The sequence below is a fragment of the Mesorhizobium sp. 43Arga genome (assembly GCF_053714255.1).
On record NZ_JBSKBO010000016.1, the window covers coordinates 29,884 to 46,493 of the forward strand.

The following is a 16,610-nucleotide window of genomic DNA, read 5'->3' on the forward strand; positions in this document are numbered from 1 at the left end:
AGCGCGAGCCGAAGCGATCTCCGACGCGGGGCTTCCGCTCGACCCGGATCGGTTCGTGGCGCACATTGCCGCAGTCTGGCTCAGAGAGGATCATCCGGTCCGTCCCATCATCGCGACTGCGTTCGGCGATTCCTGACGCCAACTATCTAGCAACGCCGCGGCCCTCACCGGCCTCACCGGATGCTTTCTTTCGACGAACACGACAAGGTGTGGTCAAGGCTGTCGAAGCCTCCGACGAAATCGGCTCCACGCGATCGGTCTGGTTGTCAAACGAGGCTGCAGAGTTCTGTGGAGACTTGGTCCAGGTGGATGCCAACGCGGCGGAGATTTTACAAACCTGCGGTGCCAGGATCACGAGCTTGCTGTTTGGGCTCCCGGCTGGCAAAGGCTCACGCCCCCGTGAACTCGCAATCATCCTTCCGAGGCGAGGGGATGCAGGTCGACGACCATGGAATGCGCTCTGGGGCAGGTCGACATGCGTATAGATCTCGGTCCTTCCGAGATCCGCGTGCCCGAGGAGCATCTGGATTGCTCGCAAGTCAGCGCCGTTGCTCAGACTCTTCGGCTTCGCCCGATTGGCGTTCGAGCTCCGGTCTGTCATTCAGAACCCGGTATTGCCAATAAAGGGAGGAGATCGGCGCCCGCGTGCCTTTCCTAAGCCATTCGAGCGCGGCCTCTGGTCTGCTGGCCCGGAAATTCGCGATCCCGGCGGGAACCGCCAGTTCGTGCCGTCCGCCCTCATAGGCCGCCTCATAGTGCTTGGCCGCCAAGTCAAAGTTCTTGTGAAGCTGCCAGACGGTAGGCTTCTTGGTCCTGCACCCATCGGACGGAAGGCGCATGCTCCTGTTCGGCTGCCTTTCGTATCCAGGTTTCCGCCTCTTCGTTTTCGCCTGCCTCAAACAAGAGCGAGGCATAGTTGCACTGTCCGTCTGCATCCCCTGCTTTCGCGGCCCTGGAGAACCAATGCCGCGCGTTGGCGAGATCCTTCGGCAACTGGATACCTTTGGAATACATGTAGCCGAGACACGACATCGAATAGGCACCGTCCGCTTCCGCAGCCTTCATGAACCATTGGCATGCGGTGGCCATGTTGACCGGGACACCATCTCCGTTGAAATGCACATAGCCGATCCAACCCATGGCCTCGCCATCCCCTGCTTCAGCGGCCCGCAGAAACCATGTGAGTGCGGTAGACGTGTCAACGTCGACGCCTCTGCCCTTCATCCATGGCGACGAGACCACCGTCCAGGTCCTGAAGGAAAAGGACAGGGAGGCCACCAGCACATCATTTATGTGGGCATACCGGAGCGGCGAAGAGAGTAACGAGCCGATCGTGCTGCTCGATTATCAACCGGGTCGCGGTCAGATTTATCCGCAGGCCTTCCTCGGCGATTACCGCGGCATACTGATGAGCGATGGCTATACCGCATGGCGCACGCTGGCAGGGGCCACCCATGTGGGATGCATGGCCCATTCCAGACGTCGCTTCGTCGATGCCCTCAAGGCGAGGAAGAAAGGCGGCGGCCCGCCGGAGCAGGCGCTCCGGTTCTTCGAACAGCTCTACCGGATTGAAAGCCAGGCGCGCAACGAGACGCCGGACAAGGGCGAAACGCGAGATCACTGCATCCGCCGCTTCCGCCAGCAACACAGCGTGCCCATCCTGAACGCTCTCAAGGCGTGGTTCGACAACATAGCGCCGAAGGTCTTGCCGGACAGCAAGATCGGCGATGCCGTCTCCTATACTCGATGCGATCTCCTCCTGGTGGGTCATCACGCACGGCCATCGCCATCCGAAGATCGTGGCGGCGATCCGGGACGCCACCGAGACGCTCGACCAGGTGATCTTCGCCGGTCTCAGCCACGAACCGGCAGAGCAATTGGCTGCGGCTTTGGTCGACATGACGCCGGCGGGCCTCGACTGGGTGTTTTATTCCGACAGCGGATCGACCAGCGTCGAGGTTGCGCTCAAGATGGCGCTCGGCTTTCACCGCAATAATGGCGCGCCGCGCTCGCGCATTGTCGTCATGGAACACAGCTATCATGGCGACACGATCGGCACGATGAGCGTCGGTTCGCGCGGCGTCTTCAACGCCGCCTACGAGCCGCTGCTATTCGAGGTCGACACCATCCCCTTCCCCGCTGCAGGCCAGGAGCAGAAAACGCTCGACGCCTTCGAGCGGCTGGCGCGCGACCACAAGGTTGCCGCGCTGATCGTCGAGCCGCTGGTGCTCGGCGCGGGTGGCATGCTGATGTATCCGGCACGGGTTCTTACCGAACTCAAGCGCATTGCCGAGCGCTCGGGGACGCTTTTCATCGCCGACGAAGTCATGACCGGCTGGGGCCGCACCGGCACCATGTTCGCCTGCGAGCAGGCAGCGATCGCGCCCGACATATTGTGCACCTCCAAGGGGCTGACGGGCGGCTCGTTGCCGCTGGCGGCGACGCTTGCCACCGATGCTATTTTCCGTGCTCACTTTTCCACGGACCGAGCCAAGACTTTCTTCCATTCGAGCTCCTACACGGCGAACCCGATCGCCTGCGCGGCAGCACTGGCAAATGTCGGCATCTGGAAGGACGAGCCCGTGGCGGAGCGCGTTGCCGCCCTGTCGCGGATGCAGGCGGAAAAAATTGCGCGGTTCAGCGGGGATCCGCGTTTCAACAATGTGCGCACGACCGGTACGATTGCGGCGCTCGACCTCAGCGTCGGCAATGCCGGCTATCTCGCCGAGGTCGGCCCAAGACTGCGCGCCTTCTTCCTCGAGCGCGGATTGCTGGTGAGACCGCTCGGCAACGTCATCTACGTGCTACCGCCCTATTGCGTGACATCGGGCGAACTCGACCGGCTTTACGATGCAATCGACGAGGCGGGCGAGCTTGAGAGCGAAGGGCGGTGAACCGCACGGCGCACATCATAGGCTTTGGCCATCACGTGCCAGCGCGCAAGGTTGGCAATGCCGAGATCGAGGCGAGCCTCGGACTGGAGGCAGGCTGGATCGAGGGGCGCACCGGCATCCGCTCACGCTTCTGGGCAGACCCCGACGACACGCTCTCTGGCTTGGCGACACAAGCAGGCGACATGGCGTTGGAGGCAGCTGGCATCGATCGCAAGGACATCGGTCTGCTTTTGCTCGCCACGTCGACGCCGGATCACCTGCTGCCGCCGAGCGCACCGCTGGTGGCGCACAAGCTCCGACTTGAAAACGCCGGCGCGGTCGACCTTGCCGGTGCCTGCGCTGGGTTCATCTACGCCATGACTTTCGCCGACGGCTTCGTGCGCCTGCACAACAAGCCAGCCATCGTTATCGCCGCCAACATCTTGAGCCGCAGGATCAATCCGGCCGAGCGGGCGAGCGCCGTACTGTTTGCCGATGCCGCCGGCGCGGTGGTGCTCGCCCCTTCCGACGATCCTGGTCATGGCATACTCGGCGCCTCGCTTGCCTCGGACGGCTCCGCTTATGGCCTGATTCATATTCCGGCGGGCGGCAGCAACCGTCCCTTCGCGCAAGAAATCGACATCGCCGAAACCCGCATGACCATTGCGAATGGCCGCGACGTCTTCGCCAAGGCGGTGGAGATGATGGGCCGCTGTTCCAGGGAGGCGGTGGAGATGATGGGCCGCTGTTCCAGGGAGGCGCTGGAGGCGGCCGACCTTTCGGCACCAGCTGTCGCCCGTTTCGTGCCGCACCAGGCAAATGCCCGCATCTTCGAAGCGGTCGGCAAGTCGCTCGGCATCGAGGATGAGCGCATCGTCAAAACCATCGCCAACCATGGCAACTCGTCAGCCGCAACCATCCCGCTGTCGCTGTCGATCGCACACCGCTCCAATCCCATCAAGCCGGGCGAGAAATTGCTCCTGGCGGCGGCCGGTGCCGGGCTGACCGGCGGAGCGCTGGTGGTTGGCTTCTAAATCATTCGTCCGCTCATGGCCACCTACACAAAGCTTCCGTCCGGTTCCTGGTCCGTCGCAAAGCTCGCCACGTCAGCGAGACCTTCCTGCGCCAAGACGATGCACGGCGGCACTAGTAGTCGGCGTCTGACCGTATAGGCCTTGCTCGGCACCAGCCAAGCGGGAGGGTGTTTTCAGCGGTATTCTCGGACTTGCTCCTTTGATCGTCAGTCAGGACAACCCTTCCCTCGAACGGGTTCGGGTCGCCTGAACCCTTGCCTCGAAGCGAGTAGCGGGGAGAGAGGGGGCAAGCCCCGGGGGCGGAGGGGTCTCCCCGGTCTGCACCGAGCGAAGCGAAGGAAGATGGGGGAAACCGCCCGCGGCGGCTTGCAGGGAGAGAGGGCCGCGCCTCTCTCCCGTGACACGAGAAAGGTGCCACCATGCACATCCGTTTCGGCGCAGCCGTGCCGCGAGAGCGGCCGTAACAAAGAACGTACAAGGCGGAAGCACCGAAATGCCCGCCAGCGGGCCAAGTCAGTTCGGTGCTGGAGAAAGTTCGTGGCCCTGAGACCGGTTTAACAGGGCGGCCGTAGGAGCATCAGCATAGATGGGCTAATCGGCTTCGTGCCCCATCTTGTCCGTCCGGAAAGAAGGTGTTGCGCCACCGCTGATGATAAAACGCAGTCTGTCGGAACCCCCGACCCAACCATCACGCAGAGGAGCGCAGTCATGAAACATTATGCCGGCCTCGATGTCTCGGTCAAAGAAACGAGCGTCTGTGTCGTTGATGAAAGCGGGAAGCTATGCCGGGAATGGAAGGTCGTCTCCCACCCCGATGACCTAATCGCCATCCTGGGCGATCCGGCCTTCAGCCTGGATAGAGTGGGCCTTGAAGCTGGACCATTATCGCAATGGCTGTTCGAAGGGCTGGCAAAAGCTGGCTTCCCTGTCTTCTGCATCGAGACGCGCCACACCAAGGCATTCCTGGACGCCCTGCAGCAGAACAAAAGCGACCGGAACGACGCGCGCGGCATTGCCCATATGATGCGGGTCGGCCTGTTCAAGGATGTGCATGTGAAGACGCTCACGAGTCAGAAGCGCCGTGCTTTGTTAATTGCCCGCTCGCTGTTGCAAGAAAAAGCGATTGATCTGGAGAATGAAATGCGCGGGCTTCTGCGCAACTTCGGCCTGAAGGTCGGTCAGACCTCAGGCGGAACATTCGAGAAGAGAATTCTCGAAGTCGTCCAACACGACGCTGAGCTAGCAGAAATCATGGAGCCATTGCTCGCTGGACGCCGCAAGTTGCGAGAAGGGCTGGCCAGGCTGGAAAAGAGAGTTCGCTGTGTGGCGAAGCATGACGACGTGTGCAGGCGACTGATGACGATCCCTGGCGTCGGACCGATCGTCGCGCTCGCTTATGTCTCCACGGTCGATATTCCGGGCAGGTTCCGACATTCGCGAGCGGTGGGAGCTGTGCTTGGGCTGACTCCCGTACTCAATCAATCAGGCGAAGTGAGCCGGGTTGGCCACGTTTCTCTTCGCGGAGATGCAATGATGCGAAAGCTGCTCTACGAGGCTGCCCAATCAATGATGACTCGGGTGGTGAAATGGTTCTGGTTGAAGGCTTGGGCTATGAACATCGCGAAACGGCATGGCAGTAAGAAAGCCAAAGTGGCATTGGCTCGCCGGCTCGCGGTTGTCATGCATCGCATGTGGGTGGATGGCTCGGAGTTTCGCTGGACGAAGGAGGAGACTATAGCAAACACGGCGGCATAGTCTTCGGCCTAGACATTCGAATTCAAGGTTCCGCGTAGCGGCGGAAGACGTCCTTCGCGGACGATGGTGATGTGAGTTCGTGGCGGCGTTTATACCGATGTTCGTCATCAGGATGCAGCATAGATTGGACCATATCATCTACTGAACCCCATCGTGGGAGGGCCGAGTGCCGATCCCGGAGAGAAGCGCGGGCCGCGGAAAGACGTTGAACGCTGCAGTGTCCGGACGAAGACAGGGCAAGCCTGCTTCTGCATAGCAGCGATTTTGGCTGGAACGCGCCAAGAGGAGACATTGCCAAAGAGCTTGACCTCGCCTCGCCGATTAGAGAAGCGCCGCCATCAGGCGGGATGCGGGACAGACAGCCCCCGGCGAACGGCTCCGTATTCAGCGTACTCACAAATGTCAAGCGGGCGGTCGTCCCACGTCCCATATTGGCTACTGGGGTGGCGCGCGGTGAGACGTGGGTGCTATTCTGGAACGGAAGTCTGAGATGACTAGTCAGGCCGGATCGCGGTATGGTGAGAGGGGTCTGGAGACCTGCGAAAAGCCCAATTTACATACTCAGTGGACACCTCGACTCCGGATTAAGTTCAACTCGTTTACCCTGCTGGAATTCTCTCTTTGAGGCCGTAGTTCAATTGGCCGGAGCGGAGGGTTATGGACCTTGAGGTTAGCGGTTCGAATCCTGCGTATAATATTTTGTGTCTGGTCACGATGTGAACCGACGCTTTGATTGCGGGCGTTTGTCAATTCGAGTTTGGCATTGCCGGGTCAGGGCCTTTTCCGAGCCGAATACCTCATGAACGGGGCGGGCGCCTCAACATATCCAATGAAGGTTTGGACGACGTCAGCCGTTCACAAGCTCATCCAGCGCGGTGTCGGCCCTTTGTCAGAGCGTGGGCACAGATTTCGGGTGCGCCAAGACGACGGGATGCGCGGAGTAGCTGAAAGTGTCGCCCTGGCTCGCTACACCTTGCCGGTTGATCTGGGTGGTAACGCCAGAAATGGTGTTCTGGTCAATCGTCAATGTCATGAAGCCCCAGGATTTGTCGGCTGCGTATTTCAAGACAGCGCCAGAGTCTGGAGCTATATCACCCGGGCTGGAATGGACCGCATGGAGATTATGGTAGCCACCGTTGCCAGCGACGATGAACGGCGTCGGCCCGTCAGGCGAAATGGCTTGTTCGATGCGCTGGTAGTCGTGCACATGACCGGACAGGACGAGATTGGGCACGCGGCCGGTATCGCGGATGGCGTTCTCCAGCGCATCTGCCATTTTGGAGCTGCCACTGTGGTAGACGTCAAATGAGTAGATCGGGTGGTGCAGGGCCAAAATGAGTGCGCGATCCGTAGGGGCCGTCGCGAATTCATTGGTAAGCCATTGTTGCTGTGTGGAATCGATCGACCCGCCCTCCGGCACATTGGTGTACATCCCGATGATTGTTGCCAGTGGTGTGATCAGAGTCCAGTAGACGTTGGGCAGATTGAGCTGAACCCGGGGTGAGTCTTTCGAGATCGGATCGACGTCAGGGTGTGCCTGCATGAAGTAATCCACCCAGCCGTCGAGAGATGTCTGGGCAGTAGGGTCGTCGACCTCGCCATCGTGATTTCCAGGAATGGAAAGGATTGGCACATCATAGTGAGCGTATGGCTCATAGAATTGAGCGTAATAATCATCTCTCAGGCCGGTGAAATAGACGACATCGCCGACATGATAGCAAAACTGCGGCTTGCCACCTTTTCCACTGGCCAAGTGCTCGATCATTTGTTCGGCGACGTTGTTCTGAAATTCCCCGTCCTGAACACCTCCAGTATCGCCAACGACGTGAAAAATCATTTTGTGCTGCTGGCTGATGTCTTCCGAGATGGCTGGAAAATTGGCAGCAAGGTCGTAGTGATAGGGTGCCAACCCCAGTGGCCGCGGCAGTGGCTGAAAGCTGGTGTTGCGATGGCTGACCGGATGCAGGGGGCTGACGCCGGGATGGGCTTGGGAATGCTTGGGGTTGGGGCGAGGACGCGTTTCGCCAGGCTGCAGTTTGGTGATCCATGTCTGGTATGCTGGTTTGGTTTGCCGCGGCATGTCAAATCCTCTGATATTTTGCTTCGACAGAAGGTAGAGGCATATACAGTAAAGCAGCGCGTCCATGGCGCCTCGATGAATACTGCGGATATTCTAAAAGACAAATGTCACTGTTATGTGACTTATTTGGCTAATTACTTGTACACAAAATTGGCCAACAAATACGAAGTGCTCTTGCGGCAGACCTCCCGGGGCCTCGGGCTTGTCTGCGCCCTAAGGGCGTAATTGCATCAACTCCGGCGAGCTATCCGGACATCTTGTGCATATCTGCGTTGAGGCGCCCCCGTGCTTCTTTCCGAAGGCGTCAGTGCCAGCCCGTCCCGCTTCTCTGAGGTGGCCGCGCCGGTAGGCGCAGTTGGGAGCGATTCGCGATTGGGCTAGCTCCCAGTTGCCACACACGATGAACCACCTGGTACACCTTCTGGCGCGCCGTTATCCCTGTAGGGGGCGTTGGAGGCGATCGACACGCGCACCACCTTTGTCGAAGGTCTTGATCTCGCCGACGCGGCCGACGATCTCGGAGCTGGCCTTATCAAACATGGTCTCTCCTGAGCTGGCGGCGCGTCCATTCCCGCTCGAGATGGGAGACGTCACAAGCCGGAAGAAGCTAAATGATCAACGGAGCCGAAGGCGGAGGGGCACCACGGCCGGAGAGGGGAATTTTGCAGCGCGTAACGCGCCACTGGGCGTTTCGGCAAGGAGCCCTTTCGGAATCAAGACGCTGACGTGCGCGAAAAGCGTGGAATCAGGGGCTGCCGTATCAGGAGATCGCAACCCTGATGGAACAGGAGGAGCCGTGTTTGCGCCTGATCGACCATCTCTTGGCGCGGTCGGGAAGTGTCAGAGTTCGAAGCGGCCGCTGCGCAGATCGTTGAGGCGATACTGCCAGACCTGGTTCGGATCTTTGGAATCGACGCCGGACGTCGACCAATCCGAGCGACGGGGCCTTGCAGTGCCCGGCATGGGAAGATCGTCGTCAAGGCGCGATGGCTGTAGCGGTGTGCGAAGGCGATAGCGCCTGGTTCGATGTATTAGAAATTCAATGACGCAGATAAGGGCGAACGCCAGGATCAAGAAAATCGTGGAGAAACCGAGCACCCGAAGCCCAGCGTCCCGATCAGGCAGGGTGAGGTAGGCCAGCACGCCGCCGGTGAAGATTGTAAGCGCTAACTTCATAAGCATGACACAGGGTACCTCCCGTCCTGAGGTTGATCATTATAATATCCGCGATCGCAAGTCATTATAATGTTTGATGTGGTAGAACGGTGCTGACATGGATTAGGCGCCTTCTGGTGGCCGGGATAGCGCCGCTTTTGCCCACATCGGCTTGAAGGGCGTCGTACTGTTCAGATCACGGGCAGATGCGACGGGTATATGGAGGTCGGGCTTTCACAGGCTCCAAGAGATCAAACCTCTGGTTTTTGAGCGTGATCGGGACAGCGCCGGACGTGATGGGGATGTGAACTGCTTACCCCGCATGTTATGCTGCGAGAGGTCAATCAAACACCCCCGCGCTGTGGCTTCGAGGCTTCACTTCCGACCGAGTTTGAAGCCTCCGAAATGGCATGCAGAAGGTTGCGGAACTGCATGCCGCAAGGGCAGAAAGCCGGGTTGGCCATCTGGATGAGAGGCGCTAAAAATTGAGACGTTCGGACGATTAAAATGGTGCAAAAGTGAATCATTCATTTATTAAATTGTTCAATTTTGGTCCGGCATAGGGGACATAGAAAATGCTATTGTGCTTGTGGAACGAACCGCTGAGGTTGGCTCCGACATTTAGGTTAGCCGACTAGACTTTTGACTGAAAATTGGGGTCATAGCCCCACCAGAATGGCAGGAAGGGAACCTATGCCGATTTTCAAGAACAAGAACGAAGACAGCGACGGCTGGCTGTCGATTCTGCTGGCGCTGCGGCTACGCCAAATCGAGAATGAGTACCCCGATTATGCGAGCTTCGCGGACGCCACCGGTCTTTCGAGAGGCACACTCTACCAGTTGCGGACAGGCAAGGGGAATCCTACTTTTGTTACGCTCGAAAGGCTAGCACGGCATCTGAAGGTGCCAATATGGGCGCTTATCGGTCGAACGGGTGACGACGATAGCGTAAAGCGTGATATCGAGACGTTCGGCTTCAGCTTTGACGAGATTGCCCAACACATCGAGGCCACGCGGGCAGTCAAACGTTCCATGACTGAGTTCAGTGGCGTACCTTCTTTAAAAGAAAACGCTAATATTTCTGGATCGCCTTCCGAGAAGAAGCAGGTGTCGCCTGTCAAAAGGGGGCGCAGAATAAACCGCTAGATCACACGAGGAAGTAGAAGCTTTCTTGTTGGAATCCTGTGCTTCAGTCGCCTCCAATTACAGAAAGATTTTACTCTACGATTCTTTGACAGCGCGTCGAAAATCAACCAATGTCCACCGGTAGCACCAATTTGCTGGAGGACTATGGATGCTGGCGGATATCTGGCAAGGTTTGGGGGATGGCGCGCTCTACAGGGCGACGGCCGAGTTCGTCAGAAGCGATCCAAAACCAGGGGTGGAAAAAGTTTCGGAATTTCTGCTGGAGAAAGCGCAGCCGGATATGATCACTTTAGTGATCGGGCAGTTTCTCGTTGCCTCTTTGTTCGAGCGACGGAATGCGGATCTGGTATTTTGGTCCTTGGTCGCCGCGGACATTAACAACGCTGGAATGGAGCAATGGCCAGCCCACGAACGTGACGAGTTGGCAGGCCATCTCAAGCGGATCTCGCGGAATCCTCCCCATTGAAGGGGCAGGCCGACGGCGTGGACTTCAATGGAAATTGTGGTCAGACCTGACCAGAGGCAACGTTGATATCACTGCCGACAGGGCCGGGAGCGGCGGAGGCGAGCTTTGTATCGTCACTCGTATGGAAACCCCCCGGCCCTAGGCACGCGGCGGTGTTACCTTCCTGGCAACTGGCATCGGCCATGGAGCGGGCGTTCTTCGCCATGTCGCATATCGTCGTTCCGTTGATGTCGGAAAACCCGCTGCATCGGCCAGAACTGACCATCTGCTGGCAATTGCCAGTCCCCAATTGAATACAGGCAGCGATGAGAGAGGCATCGACCTTCTGGCCGTCGAAGGTCCCCATCTGCATGAGCTGCTTGACGGGCGTAGATTCATAGCCGTCGTTGGTGAGTTTGGCCCAGGTATCGGCCTGAAACTGAAGCGATTGGCAGCCAAACTCGGAACGCGACATGCCCGCATAATTCTTGATGTTGGTGTTGTTCAACTGGAAAATGCCAGTGCAGCAAGAGCCGTTGTAGACACCTTTGTTACCGCCAGACTCAAAGCGGCCGAGACCGCCGAGACTGCACGATGTGGCTTTGAGCTCCTCACGCAAGGACGAGTTTTTGACCGCATCCGTGATGTCCTGTGCGGAATAATTGGTGGCCTCGCAATATTGCTGTTTGTCGCCGGCGTATGCGACCGCCGTCGAACTGCAGACCAAGAGGCCAGCCGCAAGGGTGCGGGTGAGTTTGGCAAAGACAAGAGACATAGGAATGCGCCTCATGGCAATCTGATGCTGGTTGTGCACCGGGACCATTCCTTGCCACCGGCGAAGGAACGAAAACGGATCTCTTGGGAGTTCGCATTCACGTCGATCTCAGTTCGATCGCTGCGATTGGCCTGAGGCCGATCGTCATCGGACAGATCGACGTAGCAAGCTTCTGCGCGTGCGACGACTTTACCGTTGTCTGGATCGATGACGCGCGCCTCGCAGACGGCGGGCTCTATGGAAGAACCGGCGTTGTTTGCGCCGGCCTCGCATTTGCGGGTCGAGGCGATCGAAACGATAAAGGTATGCGATCCGACCTTGATGGGTTTCGACAGGATGTCGAGCGGCGGAATCTGTCCGGCGGGAATGGTCTTGTGCAACTCGTCTCGCCAATAGGCGATATTCGAGGCGATGATGTCGGACCATGCAGTCTGTATGGCCGGTTGCGCATCAGCGGATGTAAGCGACTTGTAGCTTAGAGGCTCCCATGCGTGTGCAGAAATGGCAGACATCGGGATTATCGCGAGAGCGGCAAGCGTGGACATGGTGAGCCTCCTGAGCTTCACATCGCCGCGGCCGCCGCCAGGAGCCGCGGTCAAGGCCGTGCATCGCGCGCCGTCAGGGAGGCCTTGATCCGCTGTGCCCGGGGGCAGGCTGGTGTACGGAATAGGGTTAGCTTCTCCATCTCGATCATGATTGCACTCCTTCAGAATATAGAGGCTGCCGGAAACACAACGGCCACGGGCGCCTTCCTCTAGGGTTGCGGGACAGCGACCCGGAATTGGCATTCCTGAGCGATTTCGCCTTGGAATATGATGCCGGCGCGGATGGTTTTGGCCTGAACATCATACGCGCCCATAGCACCATTGCGAGCGAGGTCAGGCCGGGCATTGTTCGGTAGCGGGCCATATTCAATGAAACAGCCGATTCCAGCGTCAGCGACCATGGATCGGCCATTCTGATAGACCGCCAAGCGCATGGGGCATCGTTTCAGCGTGGCATTTCCGACGGGATCCGTGCGGATCGGCGAGCAGTCGGCGAGCGTGTGCAGGACCGAGAGGACGACGGTTTTCGTCGGACTGCGTACGACGATGTGGCTTTCGGAAGCCGGCGCGTTGGCGACCGCAAAGCGCGTGTCGCCTTTGGCCGCATAGGCGTCGTTGTTCTTTCTCAGCCGATCGGACCATAGCGAGGCGTAGGGCACAGCTTCCGAGTTCGGGAGCTGGAGATCGGCGTAGGCGACAGCGCGCCAGGCGTTGGGGTCAGGCGTGAGCGACTGAGCCGAAGCGTGGGGCGTCATCGTAAGGGCAGCGGCAACTGCGAGAAGTGTCAGGCGTTCGTGCATTCCTTGTCTCGCTTTTATGCCCTATGATTAAATCAATGTGCTAGTGACTGTCGAGCCCTGAAATTCTGGCGGAACAACGAGTTCGCCATCAGGGCTGTATGAATTGCGCGGGCTGACGATCGGCTGATGGTGCTGCCGCATGTCGGAGCGGTCTTCAGAGAAGACGGGACAGCCGCCGCTAGCGTCGGGTTATCTGTTCCAGCAATGGTCGATTGAGGTTCAGACAAAGCGTATTCCTTTCAAAAAAGCCTGCCGACCTACAGCGATGCGAGGGCAGCCGTTAATAGCGGTCGCCGAACCAACCCTTGCTCTTAGGGGGCGAGGGTTCCCAATAGGCCCACGGCACGGGCTTGTACGACGGCCTCGGGTCTTGGACGCGCCAAGCCCTCTGCCAGTAGTAGAAATTGAGGGGTACCCGAGCGAGCACCCGGCCATCGGCCGACAGGAGGTCGGAAGCGCAGACGACGACAGGGCCGTTGTAAGATTGCACACGGCCGGTATAGCCGTTGAGCGCTCCGGGCCGGCAAGCGAAGAGGCGGACGCCTGCAGCGATCGTGTCCGGGGCTTCTGCAGGGACGGAGATCGCCTTGACGCCTTCCTTTGTGACAAGCGTCCGCACAGGCGCGGAGTTCCAACGCGAGCGCCGCAATGCGGTGTTCGCCTGGGAAACGGTTGGGTAGCCGGTTCGCTGGGTCATGATCGGTGGGAACCGACCCCAGTCGGGGGCATATTCCTGTCGGCCGCGGCTGGCCCAACCCGGCTTCCAATAGGACTCTGTGACTGGAACGGGGCTGGGCTGGGCGGGTTGTGAAGCATCCGGCGGGCGCCCGGCGCAGCCGGCGAGCAAGGCCACGGATGCGACGACTGGAAGGATATGGCGAAAGGAACGCATGTCGTGCTCCGGGGGTCATGGACGTGGAGGTGAGGATTCCGGTAGAGTCAAGGCATCTGGAAGGTTCTGGCCCAAATACCGCGATAGGATTTGCGAGCCTCGCGCTCGAGTTGGGCGTAGGTCGGAATGCGACGATCGGTATCGTCAGGAAGGGTGACGGCTATGCCGGCTTTCAGCATCTCGCCCGCGACGTCGGCCATTTTGCCACTGACCCTTACGGTCCGACCGACCTGGCCCGGTTCCTGGCCGACATTTCCACGGAACATAAGTCGATTGATGGTTCCCATGACTAACTCCTCTCCAGATTCGCGCTGGCCGTCGCATTCGTGATCCGACGATGGCCTCTGCAGGATGTCGCGTATGATGCAGCTCGTCAGGATCCCATTATTGATTTGCAGGCGGATGCGACGGATCACCGGCCGCGTTAGAGGCGTTGCGCATATTCCGAAGGATGATGGCATTGGGATCGGGAACGTCGGCGAACTGCCACAGGCCAAGGCGCTGTTTTTTCGCGACCTCCTGCGCGACGATATAGGGAGCATGAACCGGAGCGCCGTTCGGAGTGACGGCTGCAAAGGCCCAGCCAGTCGAAATCAGTGCCGTGCCGAGATCGATGCGAGAACCGGCCGCTGATCCTTCAGTAGGCTGTGCGACACAAACAACGAAGCGTGTCTTGGTCGCGGCCTGCCAGGCTGCTGTGTAGCACTGAGGTTTGAGATCTCGGATAAGAGAGACTAGCATGGCAAGGCTGGCCTCTCCGCAATCGACACGCCCCCCTGCCCCATTTGTGAAATACGTGCCTCGTAGACACGCTTGAACGCCGTAGAGACGATGGGTCTCGCCGGCGTAGGTCCAAGTGTCGCCGGTACTGAAAGACGCAGTGGCGGGGACCGGAAACCAGGGATTGGGTTTGTCCTCGGCCCGTGCCGGAAGACTGGCCAGGATGGCTGCGAGAAAGCCAGCGGCGACAAGGCCACGGTTCATCATCGATACCTGCTCAGATTGAACCAGAAGCGCTGCGTGCCGTCCGAGGACGTGAGATCCACATAGTTGGGATCGGTGCGCTGCTCGCGTGGCTTTATGCCTGTCGCTGAGATGGTGGCAGACCCCGAGCCTCTTGGGTTCGTGCCCCATGAGCCGCTGGTCGCATTGTGGGGGGCGCAGAAAGCGCCGTTGCTCTCTGGCCGATAGACAGTACTTGAATGGGAGCTGTTGTCGCCTCCACTCCACTCTGTTTCGGGCGTGACGGCGATCGTGCCGTCAGGGCAGGGTTTGAATCTCTCATAGCCGATACGACCGGAACTGCCGGCTTCGGGGCACTGAGGCCAGGGCTCTCCATGCGCGACTAAACGGAACGCGCGTTCGACCGGGGGCACACATTCCCCGACGCTCGCCCAACCCTGCGGGTTGAGGATGCACAGCAAGACCTTGCAGCCAAGATCATCGGCAGAGGCCGGCGCCGATGACAGAGCCGCCAAGATCGGCAAAATCGCCACAACGGGGGGAACTTTGCTCATTTTCATTGTGCGCACCTCAATTTCGCGATTGCAGTTCATCGCGTCATTGTATTAATTCGATATCGCTGACTCGGCAACGGCACAGGATTATTTTGATGATCTCATTATTCCAGAAAGCCATTCTGGCAGCGGGTGCAACCTTGGTGGTGAGCCAAAGTGCGTTTGCCCAGGAAGCTTCGCAGAAATTCCAGGCTGGCGTTACGGCACCCGCCAGGCACATCGTCAATGCTGCCGTCGACGCGAATGGTCGGGTGATTCCGGTCTATCAGGTTGAGAGCCAAGACGTGCAGCGGATCGGCGCCCCAGGGGTCGCGGGTAGCTCGGCCACGACCGTGACGACGACAAAGGCCGAGAGCCCCTGCCCCGGCATCTCAGCCCTCTCTAGGGAAGAAGGGCAGCGAATCGTCGAAACGGTCGCGCGCCAGCAAGGCTTTGCGCCACTTCTCGTTCTCGCGGTTGCCCGTGCCGAAAGCCGCTTTAATTCTGGTGCGTTATCGCCCAAGGGGGCCTATGGGCTGATGCAGCTTTTGCCGTCCACGGCAGCAAGCTACGCCGTCGATATCTGCGATCCCGCGGACAATGTGAAAGGCGGGATCGCCTTTCTCCGGGATCTGCATCGCAAATATCCGAACCCGATGTACATGCTCGCGGCGTACAACGCAGGCGAGGTGGCGGTTCTCAAATACAAGGGCGTACCGCCCTTCTCCGAGACGGTCGGCTACGTCGCGAAAGTCATCAATGATTTCTATCAATGGCCATCGGTCGGATCTGAGGCGGTGATGCCTGCTGGGGCAGCGAGCCTTGACCTGGCCAGTGTTCAACAGACTGCAATCGGTGCAGTGGATCAGCAAAATGATCCGATATCCGGTACTAACACCCGCAATGGCAGCACCGCGAAACGTCGCGAAGCGACAGCGCCGGTCTGGCAGGGAGGGATGGTGCAAAACCTTGACTGAGGAGAACCCTTGATGAGCTTGTTGAAGACGATTGGTGCGCGCAGTACTGGTGCGGCGATGCCGCTCATGCTGCTGGCGACGCAGGCGATGGCCGCGGGCGGAAGTCTCCAGCCGGTGCAAAACACGTTGCAGACGTTGGTGCAGACCTTGACCGGGCCGATCGCCACGGCCTTGGCGGTTCTGTTCTGCATTTTCATGGGCTTCATGGCATGGGCGGCACGCCTGTCATGGTTTGTGGCCGGAAGCTGGATTTTGGGCGTCGTGTTGGTCTTCGGATCGGCCCAGATCGTCGAATTCTTTCAATCCGCAGTCGGTGGGTGATCGGTATGGCAGACGGTCGGATCGATCCTGGCGAGCCCAGATTGTTGATTACTCCGCTCGTCAAGGGTTTGACCCGAGCGCCGACGGTGCTCGGCATACCCTACGAGCTGGCAGGGTTCATCGGCGTGCTGACAGCCGTCATGTTCCTCGCAACCCATAATCTGTTCATGCTCGCTATCTGCGTGCCGCTCTATGCGGTCGCCAGGATCGCGATCATGCGCGATCCGATGTTCATCGAGATCATGTTCATCCGTTCACGAAAGACGCCACCCCGGAGCGCTAGCTTCTGGGGCGCGCGCAGTTATCGGGTGTGACC

Annotated in this window: 18 protein-coding genes and 2 pseudogenes; 9 read left to right on the forward strand and 11 right to left on the reverse strand. The window is 59.2% G+C overall.

Features of this window, described 5'->3' with window-relative positions:
• Window positions 1–411: 411 nt before the first annotated feature.
• The 3 genes and pseudogenes from ACWGS8_RS32255 to ACWGS8_RS32265 form a co-directional block, all read right to left on the reverse strand.
• Window positions 412–556, reverse strand: a pseudogene (locus ACWGS8_RS32255) (tyrosine-type recombinase/integrase); the annotation flags it as partial.
• On the reverse strand, window positions 540–770 hold the full coding sequence (locus tag ACWGS8_RS32260) for a hypothetical protein (protein ID WP_454584765.1): 231 nt from the start codon (window positions 768–770) through the stop codon (window positions 540–542). The gene ACWGS8_RS32260 and the pseudogene ACWGS8_RS32255, both read right to left, overlap by 17 nt.
• Window position 771: 1 nt before the next feature.
• Window positions 772–1,140 (reverse strand): tetratricopeptide repeat protein, encoded by a 369-nt coding sequence (locus ACWGS8_RS32265; RefSeq protein ID WP_454584762.1) that lies wholly within the window; start codon window positions 1,138–1,140, stop codon window positions 772–774.
• A gap of 76 nt (window positions 1,141–1,216) precedes the next feature.
• Between ACWGS8_RS32265 and ACWGS8_RS32270 the strand changes: the two are divergent.
• The 4 genes and pseudogenes from ACWGS8_RS32270 to ACWGS8_RS32285 form a co-directional block, all read left to right on the forward strand.
• A pseudogene (locus tag ACWGS8_RS32270) lies at window positions 1,217–1,744 on the forward strand (IS66 family transposase); the annotation flags it as partial.
• Window positions 1,728–2,894: an adenosylmethionine--8-amino-7-oxononanoate transaminase gene (locus ACWGS8_RS32275; RefSeq protein ID WP_454584728.1), complete on the forward strand. Its 1,167-nt coding sequence runs from the start codon at window positions 1,728–1,730 to the stop codon at window positions 2,892–2,894. The pseudogene ACWGS8_RS32270 and the gene ACWGS8_RS32275, both read left to right, overlap by 17 nt.
• Window positions 2,891–3,907, forward strand: coding sequence for a beta-ketoacyl-ACP synthase 3 (locus tag ACWGS8_RS32280; protein ID WP_454584729.1), 1,017 nt, complete (start codon window positions 2,891–2,893; stop codon window positions 3,905–3,907). The genes ACWGS8_RS32275 and ACWGS8_RS32280 overlap by 4 nt, the downstream gene beginning before the upstream one ends.
• A gap of 708 nt (window positions 3,908–4,615) precedes the next feature.
• Window positions 4,616–5,662, forward strand: coding sequence for an IS110 family transposase (locus ACWGS8_RS32285; protein ID WP_454584730.1), 1,047 nt, complete (start codon window positions 4,616–4,618; stop codon window positions 5,660–5,662).
• A gap of 889 nt (window positions 5,663–6,551) precedes the next feature.
• On the opposite strand, the gene ACWGS8_RS32290 is transcribed toward ACWGS8_RS32285, so the two are convergent.
• Together ACWGS8_RS32290 and ACWGS8_RS32295 are read right to left on the reverse strand one after the other, a co-directional pair.
• Window positions 6,552–7,808 (reverse strand): metallophosphoesterase family protein, encoded by a 1,257-nt coding sequence (locus ACWGS8_RS32290; RefSeq protein ID WP_454584731.1) that lies wholly within the window; start codon window positions 7,806–7,808, stop codon window positions 6,552–6,554.
• Between the two features lie 774 nt (window positions 7,809–8,582).
• A complete protein-coding gene (locus ACWGS8_RS32295) occupies window positions 8,583–8,924 on the reverse strand; it encodes a hypothetical protein (protein ID WP_454584732.1) in 342 nt (113 codons plus the stop codon).
• 666 nt (window positions 8,925–9,590) lie between these two features.
• On the opposite strand from ACWGS8_RS32295, the gene ACWGS8_RS32300 reads away from it, so the two are divergent.
• Window positions 9,591–10,043 carry a helix-turn-helix domain-containing protein gene (locus tag ACWGS8_RS32300; RefSeq protein WP_454584733.1) on the forward strand — a complete coding sequence of 151 codons (453 nt, stop codon included), beginning with the start codon at window positions 9,591–9,593 and terminating at the stop codon, window positions 10,041–10,043.
• A gap of 148 nt (window positions 10,044–10,191) precedes the next feature.
• On the forward strand, window positions 10,192–10,509 hold the full coding sequence (locus ACWGS8_RS32305; protein ID WP_454584734.1) for a hypothetical protein: 318 nt from the start codon (window positions 10,192–10,194) through the stop codon (window positions 10,507–10,509).
• Between the two features lie 40 nt (window positions 10,510–10,549).
• Here ACWGS8_RS32305 and ACWGS8_RS32310 read toward each other — a convergent pair whose 3' ends face one another.
• The 6 genes from ACWGS8_RS32310 to ACWGS8_RS32335 form a co-directional block, all read right to left on the reverse strand.
• Window positions 10,550–11,263, reverse strand: coding sequence for a hypothetical protein (locus ACWGS8_RS32310; RefSeq protein WP_454584735.1), 714 nt, complete (start codon window positions 11,261–11,263; stop codon window positions 10,550–10,552).
• 11 nt (window positions 11,264–11,274) lie between these two features.
• Window positions 11,275–11,808, reverse strand: a complete 534-nt coding sequence (locus ACWGS8_RS32315) for a hypothetical protein (RefSeq protein WP_454584736.1) — start codon at window positions 11,806–11,808, stop codon at window positions 11,275–11,277.
• A 209-nt stretch (window positions 11,809–12,017) separates the two neighbouring features.
• On the reverse strand, window positions 12,018–12,608 hold the full coding sequence (locus ACWGS8_RS32320) for a hypothetical protein (protein WP_454584737.1): 591 nt from the start codon (window positions 12,606–12,608) through the stop codon (window positions 12,018–12,020).
• Window positions 12,609–12,888: 280 nt separating this feature from the next.
• Entirely contained in the window at window positions 12,889–13,227 is a 339-nt protein-coding gene (locus ACWGS8_RS32325) for a hypothetical protein (RefSeq protein ID WP_454584738.1), read from the reverse strand.
• 320 nt (window positions 13,228–13,547) lie between these two features.
• The gene (locus tag ACWGS8_RS32330) at window positions 13,548–13,787 is read right to left on the reverse strand and encodes a thermonuclease family protein (RefSeq protein WP_454584739.1); all 240 of its coding nucleotides are present in this window, start codon (window positions 13,785–13,787) and stop codon (window positions 13,548–13,550) included.
• 97 nt (window positions 13,788–13,884) lie between these two features.
• Entirely contained in the window at window positions 13,885–14,484 is a 600-nt protein-coding gene (locus tag ACWGS8_RS32335) for a thermonuclease family protein (protein WP_454584763.1), read from the reverse strand.
• 628 nt (window positions 14,485–15,112) lie between these two features.
• Between ACWGS8_RS32335 and ACWGS8_RS32340 the strand changes: the two genes are divergently transcribed.
• From ACWGS8_RS32340 to ACWGS8_RS32350, 3 genes are read left to right on the forward strand one after another with little or no spacing between them, the layout of a single operon-like run.
• Window positions 15,113–15,973: a lytic transglycosylase domain-containing protein gene (locus ACWGS8_RS32340; RefSeq protein WP_454584740.1), complete on the forward strand. Its 861-nt coding sequence runs from the start codon at window positions 15,113–15,115 to the stop codon at window positions 15,971–15,973.
• Between the two features lie 12 nt (window positions 15,974–15,985).
• Window positions 15,986–16,294, forward strand: a complete 309-nt coding sequence (locus ACWGS8_RS32345) for a TrbC/VirB2 family protein (protein ID WP_454584741.1) — start codon at window positions 15,986–15,988, stop codon at window positions 16,292–16,294.
• A gap of 5 nt (window positions 16,295–16,299) precedes the next feature.
• A complete protein-coding gene (locus ACWGS8_RS32350) occupies window positions 16,300–16,608 on the forward strand; it encodes a type IV secretion system protein VirB3 (RefSeq protein WP_454584742.1) in 309 nt (102 codons plus the stop codon).
• The last annotated feature ends 2 nt before the right edge of the window (window positions 16,609–16,610 follow it).

Coding starts and splice junctions, on each gene's coding strand:
- ACWGS8_RS32350 (WP_454584742.1), top strand. CDS start 16,300: ATGGCAGACGGTCGGATCGATCCTGGCGAGCCCAGATTGTTGATTACT.
- ACWGS8_RS32315 (WP_454584736.1), bottom strand. CDS start 11,808: ATGTCCACGCTTGCCGCTCTCGCGATAATCCCGATGTCTGCCATTTCT.
- ACWGS8_RS32305 (WP_454584734.1), top strand. CDS start 10,192: ATGCTGGCGGATATCTGGCAAGGTTTGGGGGATGGCGCGCTCTACAGG.
- ACWGS8_RS32320 (WP_454584737.1), bottom strand. CDS start 12,608: ATGCACGAACGCCTGACACTTCTCGCAGTTGCCGCTGCCCTTACGATG.
- ACWGS8_RS32340 (WP_454584740.1), top strand. CDS start 15,113: ATGATCTCATTATTCCAGAAAGCCATTCTGGCAGCGGGTGCAACCTTG.
- ACWGS8_RS32290 (WP_454584731.1), bottom strand. CDS start 7,808: ATGGACGCGCTGCTTTACTGTATATGCCTCTACCTTCTGTCGAAGCAA.
- ACWGS8_RS32295 (WP_454584732.1), bottom strand. CDS start 8,924: ATGCTTATGAAGTTAGCGCTTACAATCTTCACCGGCGGCGTGCTGGCC.
- ACWGS8_RS32335 (WP_454584763.1), bottom strand. CDS start 14,484: ATGAACCGTGGCCTTGTCGCCGCTGGCTTTCTCGCAGCCATCCTGGCC.
- ACWGS8_RS32330 (WP_454584739.1), bottom strand. CDS start 13,787: ATGGGAACCATCAATCGACTTATGTTCCGTGGAAATGTCGGCCAGGAA.
- ACWGS8_RS32275 (WP_454584728.1), top strand. CDS start 1,728: ATGCCGTCTCCTATACTCGATGCGATCTCCTCCTGGTGGGTCATCACG.
- ACWGS8_RS32265 (WP_454584762.1), bottom strand. CDS start 1,140: ATGGGTTGGATCGGCTATGTGCATTTCAACGGAGATGGTGTCCCGGTC.
- ACWGS8_RS32285 (WP_454584730.1), top strand. CDS start 4,616: ATGAAACATTATGCCGGCCTCGATGTCTCGGTCAAAGAAACGAGCGTC.
- ACWGS8_RS32345 (WP_454584741.1), top strand. CDS start 15,986: ATGAGCTTGTTGAAGACGATTGGTGCGCGCAGTACTGGTGCGGCGATG.
- ACWGS8_RS32310 (WP_454584735.1), bottom strand. CDS start 11,263: ATGTCTCTTGTCTTTGCCAAACTCACCCGCACCCTTGCGGCTGGCCTC.
- ACWGS8_RS32300 (WP_454584733.1), top strand. CDS start 9,591: ATGCCGATTTTCAAGAACAAGAACGAAGACAGCGACGGCTGGCTGTCG.